General features: G+C 70.5%; 15 protein-coding genes and 1 pseudogene. 8 read left to right on the top strand and 8 right to left on the bottom strand.

Annotation, left to right across the window (positions count from 1 at the left end; all coding sequences use genetic code 11):
• Positions 1–48 precede the first annotated feature (48 nt).
• Positions 49–930, top strand: coding sequence for a helix-turn-helix transcriptional regulator (locus tag ACFW47_RS06405; protein ID WP_386305010.1), 882 nt, complete (start codon positions 49–51; stop codon positions 928–930).
• On the opposite strand, the gene ACFW47_RS06400 is transcribed toward ACFW47_RS06405, so the two are convergent.
• Both ACFW47_RS06400 and ACFW47_RS06395 read right to left on the bottom strand, forming a co-directional pair.
• Positions 899–1,090, bottom strand: a complete 192-nt coding sequence (locus ACFW47_RS06400; RefSeq protein ID WP_386305008.1) for a DUF397 domain-containing protein — start codon at positions 1,088–1,090, stop codon at positions 899–901. The genes ACFW47_RS06405 and ACFW47_RS06400 overlap by 32 nt on opposite strands.
• A complete protein-coding gene (locus ACFW47_RS06395) occupies positions 1,087–1,935 on the bottom strand; it encodes a helix-turn-helix domain-containing protein (RefSeq protein ID WP_386305007.1) in 849 nt (282 codons plus the stop codon). The genes ACFW47_RS06400 and ACFW47_RS06395 overlap by 4 nt, the downstream gene beginning before the upstream one ends.
• Positions 1,936–2,091: 156 nt before the next feature.
• On the opposite strand from ACFW47_RS06395, the gene ACFW47_RS06390 reads away from it, so the two are divergent.
• The 6 genes from ACFW47_RS06390 (at position 2,092) to ACFW47_RS06365 (ending at position 8,845) form a co-directional block, all read left to right on the top strand.
• Complete coding sequence (locus tag ACFW47_RS06390) at positions 2,092–2,523, top strand: ATP-binding protein (RefSeq protein WP_386281585.1); 432 nt, start codon at positions 2,092–2,094, stop codon at positions 2,521–2,523.
• Positions 2,524–2,765: 242 nt separating this feature from the next.
• A complete protein-coding gene (locus ACFW47_RS06385; RefSeq protein ID WP_386305006.1) occupies positions 2,766–3,638 on the top strand; it encodes a helix-turn-helix domain-containing protein in 873 nt (290 codons plus the stop codon).
• 35 nt (positions 3,639–3,673) lie between these two features.
• Positions 3,674–4,471, top strand: a complete 798-nt coding sequence (locus ACFW47_RS06380) for a hypothetical protein (RefSeq protein ID WP_386281589.1) — start codon at positions 3,674–3,676, stop codon at positions 4,469–4,471.
• Between the two features lie 67 nt (positions 4,472–4,538).
• The gene (locus ACFW47_RS06375) at positions 4,539–6,299 is read left to right on the top strand and encodes an NlpC/P60 family protein (RefSeq protein WP_386281591.1); all 1,761 of its coding nucleotides are present in this window, start codon (positions 4,539–4,541) and stop codon (positions 6,297–6,299) included.
• Positions 6,300–6,385: 86 nt separating this feature from the next.
• Positions 6,386–7,333 (top strand): LysR family transcriptional regulator, encoded by a 948-nt coding sequence (locus ACFW47_RS06370; RefSeq protein WP_386281593.1) that lies wholly within the window; start codon positions 6,386–6,388, stop codon positions 7,331–7,333.
• 135 nt (positions 7,334–7,468) lie between these two features.
• Positions 7,469–8,845 carry a carbohydrate-binding protein gene (locus ACFW47_RS06365; RefSeq protein WP_386305004.1) on the top strand — a complete coding sequence of 459 codons (1,377 nt, stop codon included), beginning with the start codon at positions 7,469–7,471 and terminating at the stop codon, positions 8,843–8,845.
• 128 nt (positions 8,846–8,973) lie between these two features.
• Here the strand turns inward: ACFW47_RS06365 and ACFW47_RS06360 are convergent, their stop codons facing one another.
• Both ACFW47_RS06360 and ACFW47_RS06355 read right to left on the bottom strand, forming a co-directional pair.
• Complete coding sequence (locus ACFW47_RS06360; protein ID WP_386281598.1) at positions 8,974–10,161, bottom strand: hypothetical protein; 1,188 nt, start codon at positions 10,159–10,161, stop codon at positions 8,974–8,976.
• 137 nt (positions 10,162–10,298) lie between these two features.
• Positions 10,299–10,577 (bottom strand): annotated as a pseudogene (locus tag ACFW47_RS06355) (response regulator transcription factor); the annotation flags it as partial.
• Here ACFW47_RS06355 and ACFW47_RS06350 point away from each other — a divergent pair.
• Complete coding sequence (locus ACFW47_RS06350; RefSeq protein ID WP_386305003.1) at positions 10,555–10,890, top strand: FtsX-like permease family protein; 336 nt, start codon at positions 10,555–10,557, stop codon at positions 10,888–10,890. The pseudogene ACFW47_RS06355 and the gene ACFW47_RS06350 overlap by 23 nt on opposite strands.
• A gap of 22 nt (positions 10,891–10,912) precedes the next feature.
• Here ACFW47_RS06350 and ACFW47_RS06345 read toward each other — a convergent pair whose 3' ends face one another.
• The 4 genes from ACFW47_RS06345 to rpsG form a co-directional block, all read right to left on the bottom strand.
• Entirely contained in the window at positions 10,913–11,836 is a 924-nt protein-coding gene (locus tag ACFW47_RS06345) for a hypothetical protein (protein ID WP_386305002.1), read from the bottom strand.
• Positions 11,837–12,034: 198 nt separating this feature from the next.
• A complete protein-coding gene (gene tuf / locus ACFW47_RS06340; RefSeq protein ID WP_073725144.1) occupies positions 12,035–13,228 on the bottom strand; it encodes an elongation factor Tu in 1,194 nt (397 codons plus the stop codon).
• 173 nt (positions 13,229–13,401) lie between these two features.
• Positions 13,402–15,528: an elongation factor G gene (fusA, locus tag ACFW47_RS06335; protein ID WP_386281605.1), complete on the bottom strand. Its 2,127-nt coding sequence runs from the start codon at positions 15,526–15,528 to the stop codon at positions 13,402–13,404.
• Positions 15,529–15,567: 39 nt separating this feature from the next.
• Complete coding sequence (gene rpsG / locus ACFW47_RS06330) at positions 15,568–16,038, bottom strand: 30S ribosomal protein S7 (RefSeq protein WP_003974303.1); 471 nt, start codon at positions 16,036–16,038, stop codon at positions 15,568–15,570.
• Between the last annotated feature and the right edge of the window lies 1 nt (position 16,039).

The raw sequence follows: 16,039 nt of genomic DNA, 5'->3' as shown, positions 1-16,039 counted from the left end.
CAGCCAGGGGATGCCATCCCATGGGTCACCGGCCCCGCCCGGCGCAGAATGGAGGGCATGAGCGCTGTGAAGTACGCCGAGCTGGGAGCGTTCCTGCGGTCACGGCGGGAGCGCATCCGGCCTTCCGACGTCGGGCTTCCGGCCGGGCCGCGGCGCCGGGTGCCGGGGCTGCGCCGTGAGGAGGTCGCCCAGCTCGCCGGGGCGTCCGTGGACTACTACAACGAGCTGGAGCGCGGGGCCGGGTCGCAGCCGTCGGAGCAGATGATCGCCGCGCTGGCGAGGGCGCTGCGGCTCTCCGCCGACGAGCGGGACTACCTGTACCGGCTCGCGGACCGGCCGGTGCCCGTGCAGGGCGGGGCCGCCTCGCACGTGCACCCGGGCATGCTCGACCTGCTCGGGCGGATGCCCTCCACCCCGGCGCAGGTGATCACCGACCTGCACGTCACCCTCGTGCAGAATCCGCTGGCGGTGGCGCTGCTCGGGGACCACTCCGGTTTCCGGGGGCCCAGGGCCAGCTTCGTCCACCGGTGGTTCACCGAGCCCGACGCCCGGCGCCTGTATCCGGAGGCCGACCACGAGGGCCAGTCCCGCTCCTTCGTCGCCGACCTGCGGGCCGCGGCGGCGCGGAGAGACGCGAAGGACCCCGAGGTCGGGTCGATGATCCGTACGCTGCTCGCCGTCTCCCCCGAGTTCGCCGCGCTGTGGGCCGACCACGAGGTGGCCTTCCGACGGGAGGACCGCAAACGCCTCGTCCATCCCGCGCTCGGCGTGATCGAGGTCAACTGCCTCCATCTCTTCAGCGAGGACGGACGGCAACGACTGCTCTGGTTCACGCCGGCCGTGGGGACGGAGAGCGCGGGGTTGCTGGAGTTGTTGGCGGTGGTGGGGACGCAGGAGGTCAGCGCTGCGACGCGTACGGCAGGAAGCTAGCCCAGGCGGCAGGGGTGAGCGTCAGGCGGGGGCCGTCGGTGTGCTTGGAGTCCCGGACGTGGATGGTGGCGGGAGTGAGGGCCAGTTCCACGCAGGAGTTGCCGTCCGTACCGCTGCTGTAGCTGCTTTTGAACCAGACCAGTTCGGTCTCGCGGATCATGTTTCTCCCAGCAGTTCTTCGATGAAGGCAAGTGACTCTCTCGGTGGGAGAGCCTGCGCCCGGATGGTGCCATACCGCAGCTCAAGGATGCGCAGATCCCTGGGCTCAGCAGTCGGCCGACCGTTGAACGCACCATCGCTACGCCCCACTGCCGTTCCATCCGGGAACTTCAGCAGCTCGATCTTGCCGTCCACACCCGGGTGGGCATCAGTGTCTGTCGGCATCACCTGAAGCGAGACGTGATTCAACGACCCCACCTCCAACAGGCGTTCGAGCTGCTGTTGCCGCACCATTCTGCCCCCTACCGGCCGTCGCAACGGCGCCTCTTCCAGGACGAAGTGGATCGACGGGGTCGGTTCGCGCTCGAAGACCGACTGCCGAGCCATGCGGGCAGCCACCATCCGCTGAACGTCGTCTGCGGAGTACGGCGGCTGGGCCGCTTCCATCAGCGCGCGAGCATGCTCCGGCGTCTGCAAGAGCCCGTGAACGCTGTTGCACTCGTAGATGCCGATCTCGGCCGCCTTCCCCTCCAGCTTCCCCAGCTCCCGGACCCTCTTCGGGTACCGGACCTTCTTCACGTCCTCCCAGGTCGCCGCGATGAGCCCGCCAGCGCCCAGCACCTCATCGGCTCTGTCCAGATACTCCTGCCGGGGAATCCGCTTGCCGCCCTCTACCTTGTAGACGAGGTCTTCCCCGTAGCCGACCGCCACGCCGAATTCGGCTGCCCGCATCCCCACGGCCTCCCGACGCAGCTTCAACTGCCGCCCCACCGTGGCGATGACCGCGACGCCCCACTCGTCATCGGGATCCACCTCCCACCCCGGCTGATCCGTCTCGACTGTCATCCCGCGCCCCTTCGTCGTACTCGCAGCGTTGCCCCAGCGCCCTACCCGCAGGCCCCTCCCGACAGCACCGACACCACCGGACAACAACCGGACAGTCACCGTACGTACCCGCTGAGTCACTTTTCACCGTGCGCACGCACCGCCACTCTGAGTGACGTGAACCCGAACTCCGCCGAACTCTCCACGTCCGTCCGCAACTTCAGCGTGCAGCTCTCCCCCACGCCACGCGGCGCCCGCCTCGCCCGTCTGCTGGCCACCGAGCAGCTCCGCACCTGGGGCCTCCCTCTCGACCCGGCCCGCCACCTCGTCGCCGAACTGGCGGGCAACGCGGCGGTCCACGGACGCGTCCCCGGCCGCGACTTCCGGCTCACGCTCTACGTCGTCGGCGCGACCCTCCGTATCGAGGTCACCGACACCCGGGGCGACGAACTCCCCCACCCGCAGACACCCGCCCCCGACGCCGAATCCGGCCGCGGCCTGCTGCTCGTCGAGGCGCTGGCGCACCGCTGGGGAGTGACCGAGGAACGCTTCCCGCGCAAGACCGTGTGGGCGGAACTGCCCTGCACGCCACCGGAACCCGCGTTCTGAGGCTGCGGTGCCGCCGGTGCCCTACCAAGGAAAGAACCCGGGGAGAAAGCACCCCACCAAGCCCCGCCTTTCCACCCGAGGCGCGTAATCACCCGGGCGGGTGAACATCACCGCCTGGGCTGGTTTTCCGAACCCCCAACTCCCCTACGCTCAGCGCAAACGACCGCAGACATACAACGGCCCCCGCCGGGACTGCCATCCCAATGCGAGGGCCTACCACCAAGGAAGAGAGAACCTTCCCGATGGGTACCCAAAACCCTAACGCGCCCTCGCGCGCCCAGTCAGCCCCTGCCGACAACCCAACCCGTACGCGTCACCACGGCGGCGGCATCACCCACGACAACACCCGTCACACCACCCGCTTCGTGGTGATCGGCAATCACCTGGCCCAGCACAAGGAGCTGTCGCTGCTGGCGATCGGTCTCAGCTGCCACCTCCAGTCGCTGCCCACGGGTGCGGGCGCCGACATCAAGTCCCTCACCGCGCGCTTCCCCGAGGGCGCCACCCGCATCGCCGCCGCCCTGCGCGAGCTGGAGACCCACGGTTATCTGCGGCGCGAGCGCGTACGCACGTCCACCGGCCGGATCGTCACCCGTACCGTCTCCTGCAACCAGCCGAAGGCCGCCCGCCGGGCGGAGTCCCCCACGACCTGCCCGGACCGCCCCTCACACCCCCGCGAACCCCGCGCCCGCAAGGCGCTCCCCGCCGTACCGCAGCCCGCCTGCAAGGTCCCCGCGCTCTTCCGGGCGGCCACCGATCTCCTCGCCGACCTGCGCCGGCACGACTCCCGCCTGGTGCTCTCCGCCAACGAGACCGCGCACCTGGCGCCCGGCGTCGCCGCCTGGCTGGAAAGGGACGTCCTCCCCGGCGCCGTACGCCGCACCCTGACCGTCGGCCTCCCGGCCGAGCCCCTGCGCCGCCCGGCCGCCCTCCTGGCCCACCGCCTCACGGACCGGCTCCCGCCACCGGCGCCGTTCCGCGCGCCCTCTGCAGCCCCGCCTGCGCCGCCGCGCCACGAGATGCGCAACTGCGACGGCTGCGACCGCGGCTTCCGCGCCACCGGAACAGAGGACCGCTGCCGCGACTGCCGGACGTCGGCCCGAACGCACATCTGAAGGACTAGCCGGGGCTCTTCTCCCGCGTCTCCGAGGTGCTATGCATCCCGTTTCCCCAGGCCACCGCGGTCACCGTGCTACCCAACGACGTCACCGAGACAAAACCGGTGGACCGCCGGATCGACACCCTGCTGCAGATCGACACGGAGGAGCACGGTCCCTTTCTGCTCGCGGTCGAGGCGCAGAAGAAGAAGGACCCGGAGAAGCCGGCCAGCTGGGGCTACTACCTGGCGTATCTGCGCAGCAAATACCGACTGCCACCGCTCCTGCTCGTGGTCTGCCAGGACCGTGGCACGGCCGAGTGGGCGACCCGGCCGGAGCCCATCGGATTCTGTTCCTGGCCCTCGCTGACCGTGCGGCCGATCGTCGCCGGACCCCACAACATGCCGGTGATCACCGACCCCGACGAGGCGCGTACCGACCTGGCCCTGACCGCCCTGGCAGCCATCACGCACGCCGCGAACCCGGATATCGGTGCCATACTGAAAGCCCTGTCTACCGCGCTGCGGGACGTCCCGGAACACGTCGCAGACCCTCTCGTCGAATTCACCGCCCAGGGCCTGGGAAACCGCCCGGCCCGATACCTCTGGAGGAACCTGGTGGCCGTGGACCTCTCCTTCTACAAGTCCTACATCTCCGAAGAAATCCGCGACGAAGGCCGCGCCCAGGGCCGCGCCGAGGACGTGCTGCTCGTCCTGGAGCAACGCCGGATCGACGTCTCCGACGAAGTCCGCAGGCGCGTCACGGAGTGCGACGATCCCCAGGTCCTGCGCCACTGGCTCACCCGCGCCGTCACCGTGCCGAAGGCCGAGGAGATCTTCGAAGAGGAGTGAGCCGGGAGGCCGCGAACTCCCCCGCCCCGGCAACGGGCACGTCGCCGCCCGGCCCGATCATGGCCGTATGACACACACCTCACGGCGCAACGTACTGGCAGCCCTCGCGGCCTCGGCCGCCACGGTGCCGCTCGGCGGCACGGCCGCCGCCTCCCCCTCTCGCGCCGCCGCGCCGACGGCCTCGCCGGTCGCTCCGCTCGCCGCGCGGGCCACGTCGACCGCGGCCCGCTCCTCGGTGACGCTCCCGCCGCTGAACCCCTCGTACTTCAGCGGCCTCACGCTGGCGTCCTCCCTGACCGCCACCGTGCTGCCCGGCACCCCGGCCCGTACCGAGGTCACCTCCGGCGGCAGACGCGTCGCGCTGCTGACCCACGGTGCCCGCACCGTGCTGCTGCCGGGACCGGAGCGGACGTTCACCGAGAACAAGAAGCCCTTCGTGGACGACTTCACGCGGACGCTGCCGGACACGTCGCTGCCGGTCGGCGACCGCGCGTACTGGGGCACCTCGCCGGGCGGGGGGAGCTGGTCCACCCTCGGGCCGGTGGACACCGACTACTCGGTGGTGCCGGGCACCGGGATCATCTCCCTGACCACCGACTACGCCAGCCGCCACGCCAGCCTCCGGGACGGCGAGATCACCGACGTGGACGTACGGTCCGTCGCGCGGTTCGACAAGGTGCCGACCGGCGACGCCTGCTCGTACGCCCTCTCGTTCGGGTACCAGAACACCCAGAACAACTACCGGGCCCGGCTGTCCTTCACCACCTCCGGCGCGGTGCAGCTCCGGGTGGAGAAGGAGGTCGACGACGCGGTCACCCAGCTCGCCCCCGCGGTGGCCCTCGCCTCCGGTGTCCCGGCGGGCACCGACTGGACGATACGGGTCCGCAGGGAGGGCACCCGTATCCGGGCCAAGGCGTGGCCCGCCGCCGGCACCGAGCCGTCCGCGTGGTCCTTCGACGTCACCGACGCCACCTTCGGCAAGGGCCGCGTAGGCCTGCGCGTGCTCGCCAACCGCGGTTGTACGAACCTGCCGGTCACCCTGAGCGTCAGCCGGTTCCAGGTGGACGCCGCGAACTGGGCCCAGCCGCCGACCGTCACCCACTCCGACTGGGTACGGGTGCTGCCCGAGCCCTTCGACGGCGTCTGGACGCCTGAGCTGGAGCGTGTGGTCCGCGGCTGGTCCGGCTCCACGGCCCCGGACGTCCTGGCCCACGCCGCCATGTTCCTCGCCGGAGCGGCCCCCGTGACGGCCGGTGCCGGACCGGCCGAGGGCAAGCAGGTCATGGGGGAGGCGGGGTACGGCTACCTGGACCCGCACGGCTACCGCTACGAGGGCGCCGACTTCCACGAGTACATGAACACCGGCTGGACCTTCCCGGACGGCGCCCACACCGGCCCGTCCAGCAAGCAGGCCGGCAACCTCGACTGCTCCGGTTACACCCGCATGGTCTACGGCTACCACATGGGTGTGCCGATGGCCGCCGGCCAGGACACCTCCGGTACCCGGCTCCCGCGCAGGTCCCGGGACATGGCCGACCACTCCCCCGGTGTACGCGTCGCCCGCACCGACGGCACGAAGCCGCCCGCGGCCGAGCAGCTCCAGCCCGGTGACCTCGTCCTGTTCAACGCCGACTCGGGCGACGACAACGAGGTGGCCACCACCGACCACGTCGGCGTCTACCTCGGCGAGGACACCGCCGGCGGGCGCCGCTTCCTGTCCAGCCGCAAGACGGCCAACGGGCCGACCATGTCCGACCTGGGCGGCAACTCGCTGCTCGACGGCACCGGGACGTACGCGAGGACGCTGCACACGGTGCACCGGATCTGACACGGCCCCCGCGCCGGGGAAATCCGACCCGGACTGGTCTGTACCAGCCTCTTGCCCTCGTTGACGAGGCGTCGCAAGCTCCCCGTATGGAGCTGGAGTTGCGGCATCTCAAGACGGTCCGGGCCATCGCCGACGCCGGCAGCCTCACCAGGGCGGCGACGGTGCTCGGGCTCGCGCAGCCCGCGTTGAGCGCACAGCTCAAGCGGATCGAACGGGCCCTGGGCGGGGCTCTGTTCGAGCGGGGTCGGCACGGGGTGCGGGCGACCGCGCTGGGGGAACTGGTGCTGGAGCGGAGCCGGATCGTGCTGCCCGCGGTGACCGAGTTGCAGCAGGAGGCGGCGCGGTTCGCGCGGGCGCCGCGGACGGCACGGCACCTGCGGCTGGGCGGGACGCACGGGCCCTTGTTGGGGGCGCTGGTGGACCGGCTGGCGGACGTGGCGCCGGAGGCCCGGATGACGACCTGCACGTCGTGGTCGGAGCGGGAGCTGGCCGAGCAACTGGCCCAGGGGCGGCTGGACTTCGCGCTCGCCGGGACCTGCGGCTCCGCCGAGCCGCCCGGCGCGGCGGGGCTGGTGTGGCGGGAGGTCGCCGTCGATCCGGTGTTCGTGATGGTCCCGGAGAGGCATCCGCTCGCCTCGCGCGCCGAGGTCGGCCTGACCGAGCTGGCGGGCGAGGAGTGGGCCTGCGTGCCCGGTGACGGCTGCTTCGGCGACTGCTTCACCGCGTCGTGCGCCCGTGCCGGGTTCACGCCGCGCCGCATGTACGAGACGGACACCGCCTCGCTGGTGCACCTGGTGAAGGTGGGGCGGGCGGTGGGCCTGTGCCGGGCGACCTTTCCGACGACGCCCGGCATCGTCACCCGGCCGCTCAGCGGGACGCCGCTGGCCTGGCGGCACCTGCTGGGCTGGCACGCGGTCACCGGGCGGCAGGACACCGCCGCGACCGTGCTGGCGCAGGCCCGCATGGCGCACGCGGGGGTGGCGGCGAGCAGCGACAGCTACACCGAGTGGATGGCGGCGCACCGGGTGCCCTGACCGCCCCCGGCACCCCCTGGCACCCCTCGTCCGCCTTCCATAACGCCGGGGAGAGGGCCGACCGACGTCTTACGGCGCCCGGTCGGCCCTCCCTACGGTTTCGGCACCTCCCCACCGAAACCGAGGAGATCCCCCATGCCCCACCGTCACCGACACACCAGAGCCGTGGGTGCCGCCGCCGCGGCGACGGCCGCCCTGCTCGTGGCCGGGCTCAGCGGCTCCGCGAGCGCCGGGACGGCACCCGCCGACTCCGCCCCCACCGCGGCCGAGACCCTGCGCACCGACGCCGCGCCGCCCGCCCTGCTCCGGGCCATGGAGCGCGACCTCGGCCTCGACCGGCGACAGGCAGAGCGCCGGCTCGCCAACGAGGCCGACGCGGGCGCCACCGCGGGCCGGCTCCGTGCCGCGCTCGGCGCCGACTTCGCGGGCGCGTGGGTGCGGGGCGCCGAGTCCGGCACGCTGACCGTGGCGACGACCGACGCGGCCGACGTCGCGGCGATCGAGGCCCAGGGCGCCGTGGCGAAGGTCGTACGGCACTCGCTCGCCGACCTGGACGCGGCCAAGGCCCGCATCGACCGGGCCGCCGCCCAGCGGGGCGGGGACGCCGGCGAGGCGGCCGTCCGGTACGTCGACGTACGGACGAACACCGTCACCGTGCAGGCCACCCGGCCCTCCGCCGCCCGTGCCCTCGTCGACGCGGCCGGGGTCGACGCCGGAGCCGTGCGTGTCGAGAAGGCGGCCGAGAAGCCGCGTCCGCTGTACGACCTGCGGGGCGGCGAGGCGTACTACATCAACAACAGCGGGCGCTGCTCGATCGGCTTCCCCGTCACCAAGGGCGGCCAGGAGGGCTTCGCCACGGCCGGCCACTGCGGTCGGACCGGGGCGAGCACCACCGGGTACAACCGGGTGGCGCAGGGCACCTTCCAGGGGTCGGTCTTCCCGGGCCGGGACATGGCGTGGGTGGCGGTCAACTCCAACTGGCGGGCGACCCCGTACGTCAGCGGCGCCGGCGGCCAGAACGTCCAGGTGACCGGGTCGACCCAGGCGCCGGTCGGGGCGTCCGTGTGCCGTTCCGGTTCCACCACCGGCTGGCACTGCGGCACCATCCAGCAGCACAACACCAGCGTGACCTACCCCGAGGGCACCATCAGCGGCGTCACCCGCACCACGGTGTGCGCGGAGCCCGGTGACTCGGGCGGCTCGTACATCTCCGGCAGCCAGGCGCAGGGCGTCACTTCGGGCGGCTCCGGCGACTGCCGCAGCGGTGGCACGACGTTCTTCCAGCCGATCAACCCGCTCCTGCAGAACTACGGGCTGACCCTGAAGACGACCGGTGACGACGGCGGCGAGGAGCCGCCTCCCGGCGAGGGCGGCACCTGGGCGGCCGGCACGGTCTACCAGCCGGGCGACACGGTGACGTACGGCGGTGCCACCTACCGCTGCATCCAGGGGCACCAGGCCTACGCGGGCTGGGAGCCGCCGAACGTTCCGGCGCTGTGGCAGCGCGTGTGAACGGCTGATTGACCCACGGGGGACGGTCCCCTGGGACGGCCCGCGGGGGGTACGGCCCACGGGGACGACGGGGACGGGCCCGGGCGCGCGAAGGGAGAGCGCCCGGGTCCGGCCGCGTCGGGAACCCGTCAGGTGCGGGTGACCCGTCCGCAGTCTCCCGAGTCGGTATCGGTGAGGGGGCGGCTGCGGTCGTAGGGGTCCGTCAAGGGGCCGGTGGGACGCTCCCCGGACGGTCCGTCGCCGAAGTCGGGGTGCAGGTAGCCGTCGTGGACGGCGCAGCTGGTGTTGCCGAACTCCGAGAAGTACTTCTCCATCAGGAGCCTGCCCTCGGTCACCTCCCACCTGGCCGGGTCGTTCAGCGTCAGGGTGAGTGCGCGGCGGACGATCGTGCGCGCCACCTGCCCGTCGTCCCCGTCCGCCCGCACCAGCGGGTAGACGAAGGTGTAGTCGGCGTCGACCTTCACGACGCCCGGCTCACCGGCGGTCACCGTCATGCGGCCCCGCACCTTGACCACGTCACCGGCGAGGCGGGTCTCGTCCGGATCGAAGCGGGTGAAGAGGAGGAGCGGGTCGTTCTCCTCGTCCGGCTGCCGCAGTGACCGGCGCAGCTTCGGCAGCAGCTCCGGCTGCTTGGGGTCGAGGACGGACAGCGCCGCGTCCGGGTGGGCGCCGCGCAGTACGGCCGGGTCCAGGTTGGCGGCGACCAGGAGTTCCTTGGTGCGGCGCAGTGCGAACGCCACGTCTTCCTCGCTCATGCCGCCCAGCGCCTTCGCCTGCGGCAGCTCTATGGCGTCGGCGCCCTCGGCCCACCGTTCGGCCGGCGAACCCCGGAAGGGGTGCTCGCGCGTCGCCCGCCCCGACTGGGCGGGGTCCGCGGGAGCGCCGGTCGGCCGCGCGGTCTCGGCGGCCAGCGGCATCTCCGCGCCGTCGTCACCGCCGGGGAACAGGTCCGTCACCAGTGAAGGGCGTACGGCGACGACCGCGAAGAGCGCGAGTGCCAGCACCGCGACGACCGCGCCCACGCGGCGCCGGCGGGAGCCGCCGTCGCCGAGCCGCGTCGGCGGTCCCGTACGCCATCCCGGCGGGGCGGGCGGGCTCTGGTCTCCCCGCTTGCGGCCGCCGCGGGCACGCCGCGCGGCCTCGTCCTCCTCCCGCAGGCGCCGGGCCACCATCCGCGCGCGGGCGGAGGGCTCCTTGGGCGCGGCGGCGCCACCGCCTTCCGCGGCATCCCGCAGGAAGGACTCCAGTTGCTCGTCCGAGAGGGAGGACGGGACCGGGTCGTCGTCGGGGCGGTCGGGAGGCGGGACGGTACTCACGGACTCACTTTCCGGCTGACGAGTGACGGCGCGGGACAGAGACTTGCGGCGGTCAATCGTGCCGCCACTTGAAGGAAAAGTGCAGAGCCGTGTGGGGTTCGTGACCGAACCAGTACATGTGCGCGCCGCCCGCGGCGTCACGCGCGCAGATACGGCAGTGCCGCCAGCACCCTGCGGTGCGTGTCGCCGGCCGGGGGCAGGTCGAGCTTGGTGAGGATGCTGCCGATGTGCTTTCCCACGGCCGCCTCGGAGACGACGAGCTGGCGGGCGATCGCGCCGTTCGACTTGCCCTCGGCGATCAGGGCCAGCACCTCCCGCTCGCGCGGGCTGAGCCGCTCCAGGGGATCCCGGCGGCGACGGAGCAACCGGCGTACCACTTCCGGGTCGACGACCGTGCCGCCGCCCGCCACCTCCGACCGGGTGCGCGACCCGGCGGTGCTGCGACTGGCGGGCGCCACCAGGTGGCAGGTACTGCGGCTGATCGGCGCGGAGTCGCTGACGGTGGTCGTGGTCGGGGCGGTACTGGGCCTGGTCGTGGCCGGCCTCGATCTCGCCGGGATGCGGTGGGCACTGCGCCTGCTGTCCGTGCCCAGCGCCACCGACCTGCCGTGGACGGCCCTCGCCGGGGTCGTCGGCACCTGCGCGGTACTGGCGGTGATCAGGTCGGTGCTGCCGGCGGCCACCTCACTGCGGCGCCGCGCGGTGGAACTGGCGGGAGTACGGGAGTGACCTCGCACTCCCGCAGGACGACTCAGTCCCCTGCGTCCCCGAACACCTCCGCCGCCGAGGAGGCCGTGATGGCTCGCGAGAACCAAACCCCCAGAACATCCACATCCCGGCACCCGACGATCCTCGCCCGCTCACCCTCGGACACCACAACACCCCGCCGCTCCAACAACAGCAGAATGTCTTCGGCCCGCCCTTCAGCCCGGCCCTTGGCCCAGCCTTCGGCCCGGCCCTCTTCACGCCCCTCAGCCCTGAGATTCTGCGCAGTCTCCGACTGGAAGAAGGAAAGGTCGGCGGCCATGATCTGCCTCCAGAGGTCCGCGGCCGGCGTCTTGCCGAGGCCTTGTTCCGTGAGCTCGATGAAGATGCTTGCCGTGTTCTCGTCGTCGGCCGACAGGACCTTCAGTGCCGACGCCAGCGCTTTCAGTATGGCATCGGCGTCCGGGTCCCGGCGGTGCAGCGCCGCGGACAGCACGGTCAGCGGGATGTCACGCGCCGCCTCGTCGGGGCTGTCGATGACGGGCAGCTGGTCCGGCCCGAGGACCAGTGGCCGCACGGTGAGCGAGGGCCACTGCGGTGGGCCGATGTCGACCTCCCGGGCCGCCCAGGCAGCCGTACGCCGGTCGGCGCAGACCACCAGCAGGACCGGTGGCAGCCGGTACTTGGCGTGCAGGTGCGACATGTAGTACGCCCAGCTCGCGGGCTTGTCGCGGTCCTGCTTGCCCTGTGACTCGACGGCGAGCAGGAAGCTGCCGTTGTCGCCGGTCTCCATGCGCAGCAGCGTGTCCACGCGCCGTTCCACCGGCCGGTTCTCGGTGAGGTCGGTGGTGAGCGGGACCGCGGAGACCGGTTCGGCGAAGGAGACGCCGAGCGCCTTGACGGCACGGGCGAAGAGCGCCGGATCCTCCTGGAAGATCCGGTGCAGCGCCTCGTGGGATGAACTGACCATGCGGCGAACGTAGGCGAACGCCGGACAGTGCCAGACGCATATGTCGACGATTGCCGCGGACGAGTGACAACCACGCCGCCACCGTTGACGCGCCAAGGGTGCCGGCCACGCAGAAGGGGCCCGCACGACCGAAGTCGTACGGGCCCCTTCTCAGGCATCAGCCCATGTCAGGTCAGTTGACCGACAAGCAAGCGGAACTTACTTGTTGATCTTGGTGACCTGGCCGGCGCCGACCGTCCGGCCACCCTCACGGATGGCGAACTTCAGGCCCTCTTCCATGGCGACGGGCTGGATGAGCTCCACCTTCATCTCGGTGTTGTCACCCGGCATGACCATCTCGGTGCCCTCGGGGAGGGTCACGACGCCGGTCACGTCCGTCGTACGGAAGTAGAACTGCGGACGGTAGTTGTTGAAGAACGGCGTGTGGCGGCCACCCTCGTCCTTGGACAGGATGTAGGCCTGGGCCTCGAACTCGGTGTGCGGGGTGACCGAGCCCGGCTTGATGATGACCTGGCCGCGCTCGACGTCCTCGCGCTTGATGCCGCGGAGCAGCAGACCGACGTTCTCACCGGCCTGGCCCTCGTCGAGCAGCTTGCGGAACATCTCGATGCCGGTGACCGTGGTGGTGGTCTTCTCGGTCTTGATGCCGATGATGTCGACGGTCTCGTTGACCTTGAGGACACCACGCTCGATGCGGCCGGTGACGACCGTACCGCGACCGGTGATGGTGAAGACGTCCTCGATCGGCATCAGGAACGGCTTGTCGACGTCGCGCTCGGGCTCCGGGATGGCCTCGTCCACGGCCTTCATGAGCTCGAGGACCGAGTTGCCCCACTCCTTGTCGCCCTCGAGGGCCTTCAGAGCGGAGACCTTGACGACCGGAACGTCGTCGCCCGGGAACTCGTACTCGGAGAGGAGCTCACGCACCTCGAGCTCGACGAGCTCCAGGATCTCCTCGTCGTCCACCATGTCGGCCTTGTTCAGGGCGACGACGATGTACGGAACGCCGACCTGGCGGGCCAGGAGCACGTGCTCCTTGGTCTGCGGCATCGGGCCGTCGGTGGCGGCGACCACGAGGATGGCGCCGTCCATCTGCGCGGCACCCGTGATCATGTTCTTGATGTAGTCCGCGTGACCGGGGCAGTCGACGTGGGCGTAGTGACGCGTCTCGGTCTGGTACTCGACGTGCGCGATGGAGATGGTGATACCGCGCTGGCGCTCCTCGGGCGCCTTGTCGATCATGTCGAAGGCCGAGGCCTCATTCAGGTCCGGGTACGCGTCGTGCAGCACCTTGGTAATGGCGGCCGTGAGGGTCGTCTTACCGTGGTCGATGTGACCGATGGTGCCGATGTTGACGTGCGGCTTAGTCCGCTCGAACTTCGCCTTCGCCACTGGGGTCCTCCTGTGGAGTGGTTCTGTACGCCTTACTCATCGGCGCCAGGTGATCTTTGCTGGAAAGCCCGGGTGCCGGGGGCATTCCGCCGGGTTCACGACGGAATGCCCCATGCAGGCTCCGGGGTCAAGCCTAAAGCGTGTTTACGGGGTCCGTTAAACGGAGTAGTCCGTTACTCGCCCTTGGCCTTCGCGATGATCTCCTCGGCGACGTTCCGGGGAACCTCGGCGTAGGAGTCGAACTGCATCGAGTAGCTTGCGCGACCCGACGTCTTGCTGCGGAGGTCTCCGACGTAGCCGAACATCTCCGACAGGGGCACGAGGCCCTTGACGACGCGGGCACCCGCACGCTCCTCCATGGCCTGGATCTGGCCACGGCGGGAGTTGATGTCGCCGATGACCTCACCCATGTAGTCCTCGGGCGTGGTGACCTCGACGGCCATCATCGGCTCCAGGAGCACGGGCGAAGCCTTGCGCGCGGCCTCCTTGAAGGCCTGCGAACCGGCGATCTTGAAGGCGAGCTCGGAGGAGTCGACCTCGTGGTAGCCACCGTCGATGAGCGTGACGCGGACGCCCGTCATCTCGTAGCCGGCCAGGATGCCGAACTGCATGGCCTCCTGCGCACCGGCGTCCACCGAAGGGATGTACTCCTTCGGGATGCGGCCACCGGTGACCTTGTTCACGAACTCGTACGAGGCGTCGCCGCCCTCGATCGGCTCGATCGCGATCTGCACCTTGGCGAACTGACCGGTACCACCGGTCTGCTTCTTGTGGGTGTAGTCCACGCGCTCGACGGTCTTGCGGATCGTCTCACGGTACGCGACCTGCGGCTTGCCGACGTTGGCCTCGACCTTGAACTCGCGCTTCATCCGGTCGACCAGCACCTCGAGGTGAAGCTCGCCCATACCGCCGATGACGGTCTGGCCGGTCTCCTCGTTGGTGTGCACCTGGAAGGAGGGGTCCTCCTCCGCGAGACGCTGGATGGCGACACCCAGCTTCTCCTGGTCGCCCTTGGACTTGGGCTCGATCGCGACCTCGATGACCGGCGCCGGGAAGTCCATGGACTCCAGGATGACCGGGTTCTTGTCGTCGGACAGCGTCTCACCGGTGGTGGTCTGCTTCAGGCCCATGACGGCGACGATGTCGCCGGCGCCCACCGACTCGATCTCCTCACGCTTGTTGGCGTGCATGCGGTAGATCTTGCCGATGCGCTCCTTCTTGCCCTTGACGGAGTTCAGCACCGCGGTGCCGGACTCCAGGCGGCCCGAGTAGACCCGGACGAAGGTGAGCTTGCCGAGGTGCGGGTCGCTCATGATCTTGAACGCAAGAGCGGCCAGCGGCTCGTCCTCGGACGGCTTGCGCTTGATGACGACCTCGGGGTCCTTGACGTCCTGGCCCTCGATGGCCTCGACGTCGAGCGGGGTCGGCAGGTAGCGCACGACCGCGTCGAGCAGGGGCTGAACGCCCTTGTTCTTGAACGCGGTGCCGCAGAACACCGGGGTGACGGTGGTCTCGTCGGACTTGCCGGACGCGATGGTGATGCGACGGATCGCGGCGTACAGCTGCTCCTCGGTGGGCTCCTGGCCCTCCAGGAACAGCTCCATGATCTCTTCGTCGTTCTCCGCGACGGCCTCGACCAGCTTGCCGCGCCACTCCTCGGCGGCCTCGGTGTGCGTGGCCGGGATGTCGACGGTCTCGTACATCTCGCCCTTGGCCGCCTCGGCGGACCACACGAGCGCCTTCATGCGGACCAGGTCCACGACGCCCTTGAAGTCGGCCTCGGCACCGATCGGGAGCTGCATGACGAGCGGCTGGGCACCCAGGCGGTCCGAGATCATCTCCACGCAGCGGTGGAACTCGGCGCCGGTACGGTCCAGCTTGTTGACGAAGCAGATGCGCGGCACGCCGTAGCGGTCGGCCTGACGCCACACCGTCTCGGACTGCGGCTCGACACCGGCGACACCGTCGAACACGGTCACGGCACCGTCGAGCACACGCAGGGAACGCTCCACCTCGACGGTGAAGTCGACGTGCCCCGGGGTGTCGATGATGTTGATCGTGTAGTCGTTGTCCTCGAGCGGCCAGTGGCAGGTGGTCGCAGCAGACGTGATCGTGATGCCACGCTCCTGCTCCTGCTCCATCCAGTCCATCGTGGCGGCGCCGTCGTGGACCTCACCGATCTTGTACGACACACCCGTGTAGAACAGGATCCGCTCGGTGGTGGTCGTCTTGCCCGCGTCGATGTGGGCCATGATCCCGATGTTGCGGACCTTGGCCAGGTCAAGTGAAGTGGTAGCCATAAGGCTTCAGTCTTCTCTCGGTCTCGATGTGGGTAGCGACTACCAGCGGTAGTGCGCGAAGGCCTTGTTGGACTCGGCCATCTTGTGCGTGTCCTCGCGCTTCTTCACAGCGGCACCGAGGCCGTTGGAGGCGTCGAGGAGCTCGTTGAGCAGCCGCTCGGTCATGGTCTTCTCGCGACGGGCGCGGGAGTAACCGACCAGCCAGCGCAGCGCGAGGGTGTTGGCGCGACCGGGCTTGACCTCGATCGGCACCTGGTACGTCGCACCACCGACACGGCGGGACTTGACCTCGAGGGTCGGCTTGATGTTCTCGAGAGCGCGCTTGAGCGTGATGACCGGGTCGTTGCCGGTCTTCTCGCGCAGACCCTCCATGGCACCGTAGACGATGCGCTCGGCGGTGGAGCGCTTGCCGTTCAGCAGCACCTTGTTGATCAGGGAGGTCACCAGAGGAGAACCGTAGACCGGGTCGATGATGACCGGGCGCTTCGGGGCGGGGCCCTTACGAGGCATT

Source organism: Streptomyces sp. NPDC058796, assembly GCF_042745235.1.
GTDB lineage: Bacteria > Actinomycetota > Actinomycetes > Streptomycetales > Streptomycetaceae > Streptomyces.
This window is presented reverse-complemented; position numbering and strand designations above follow the sequence as displayed.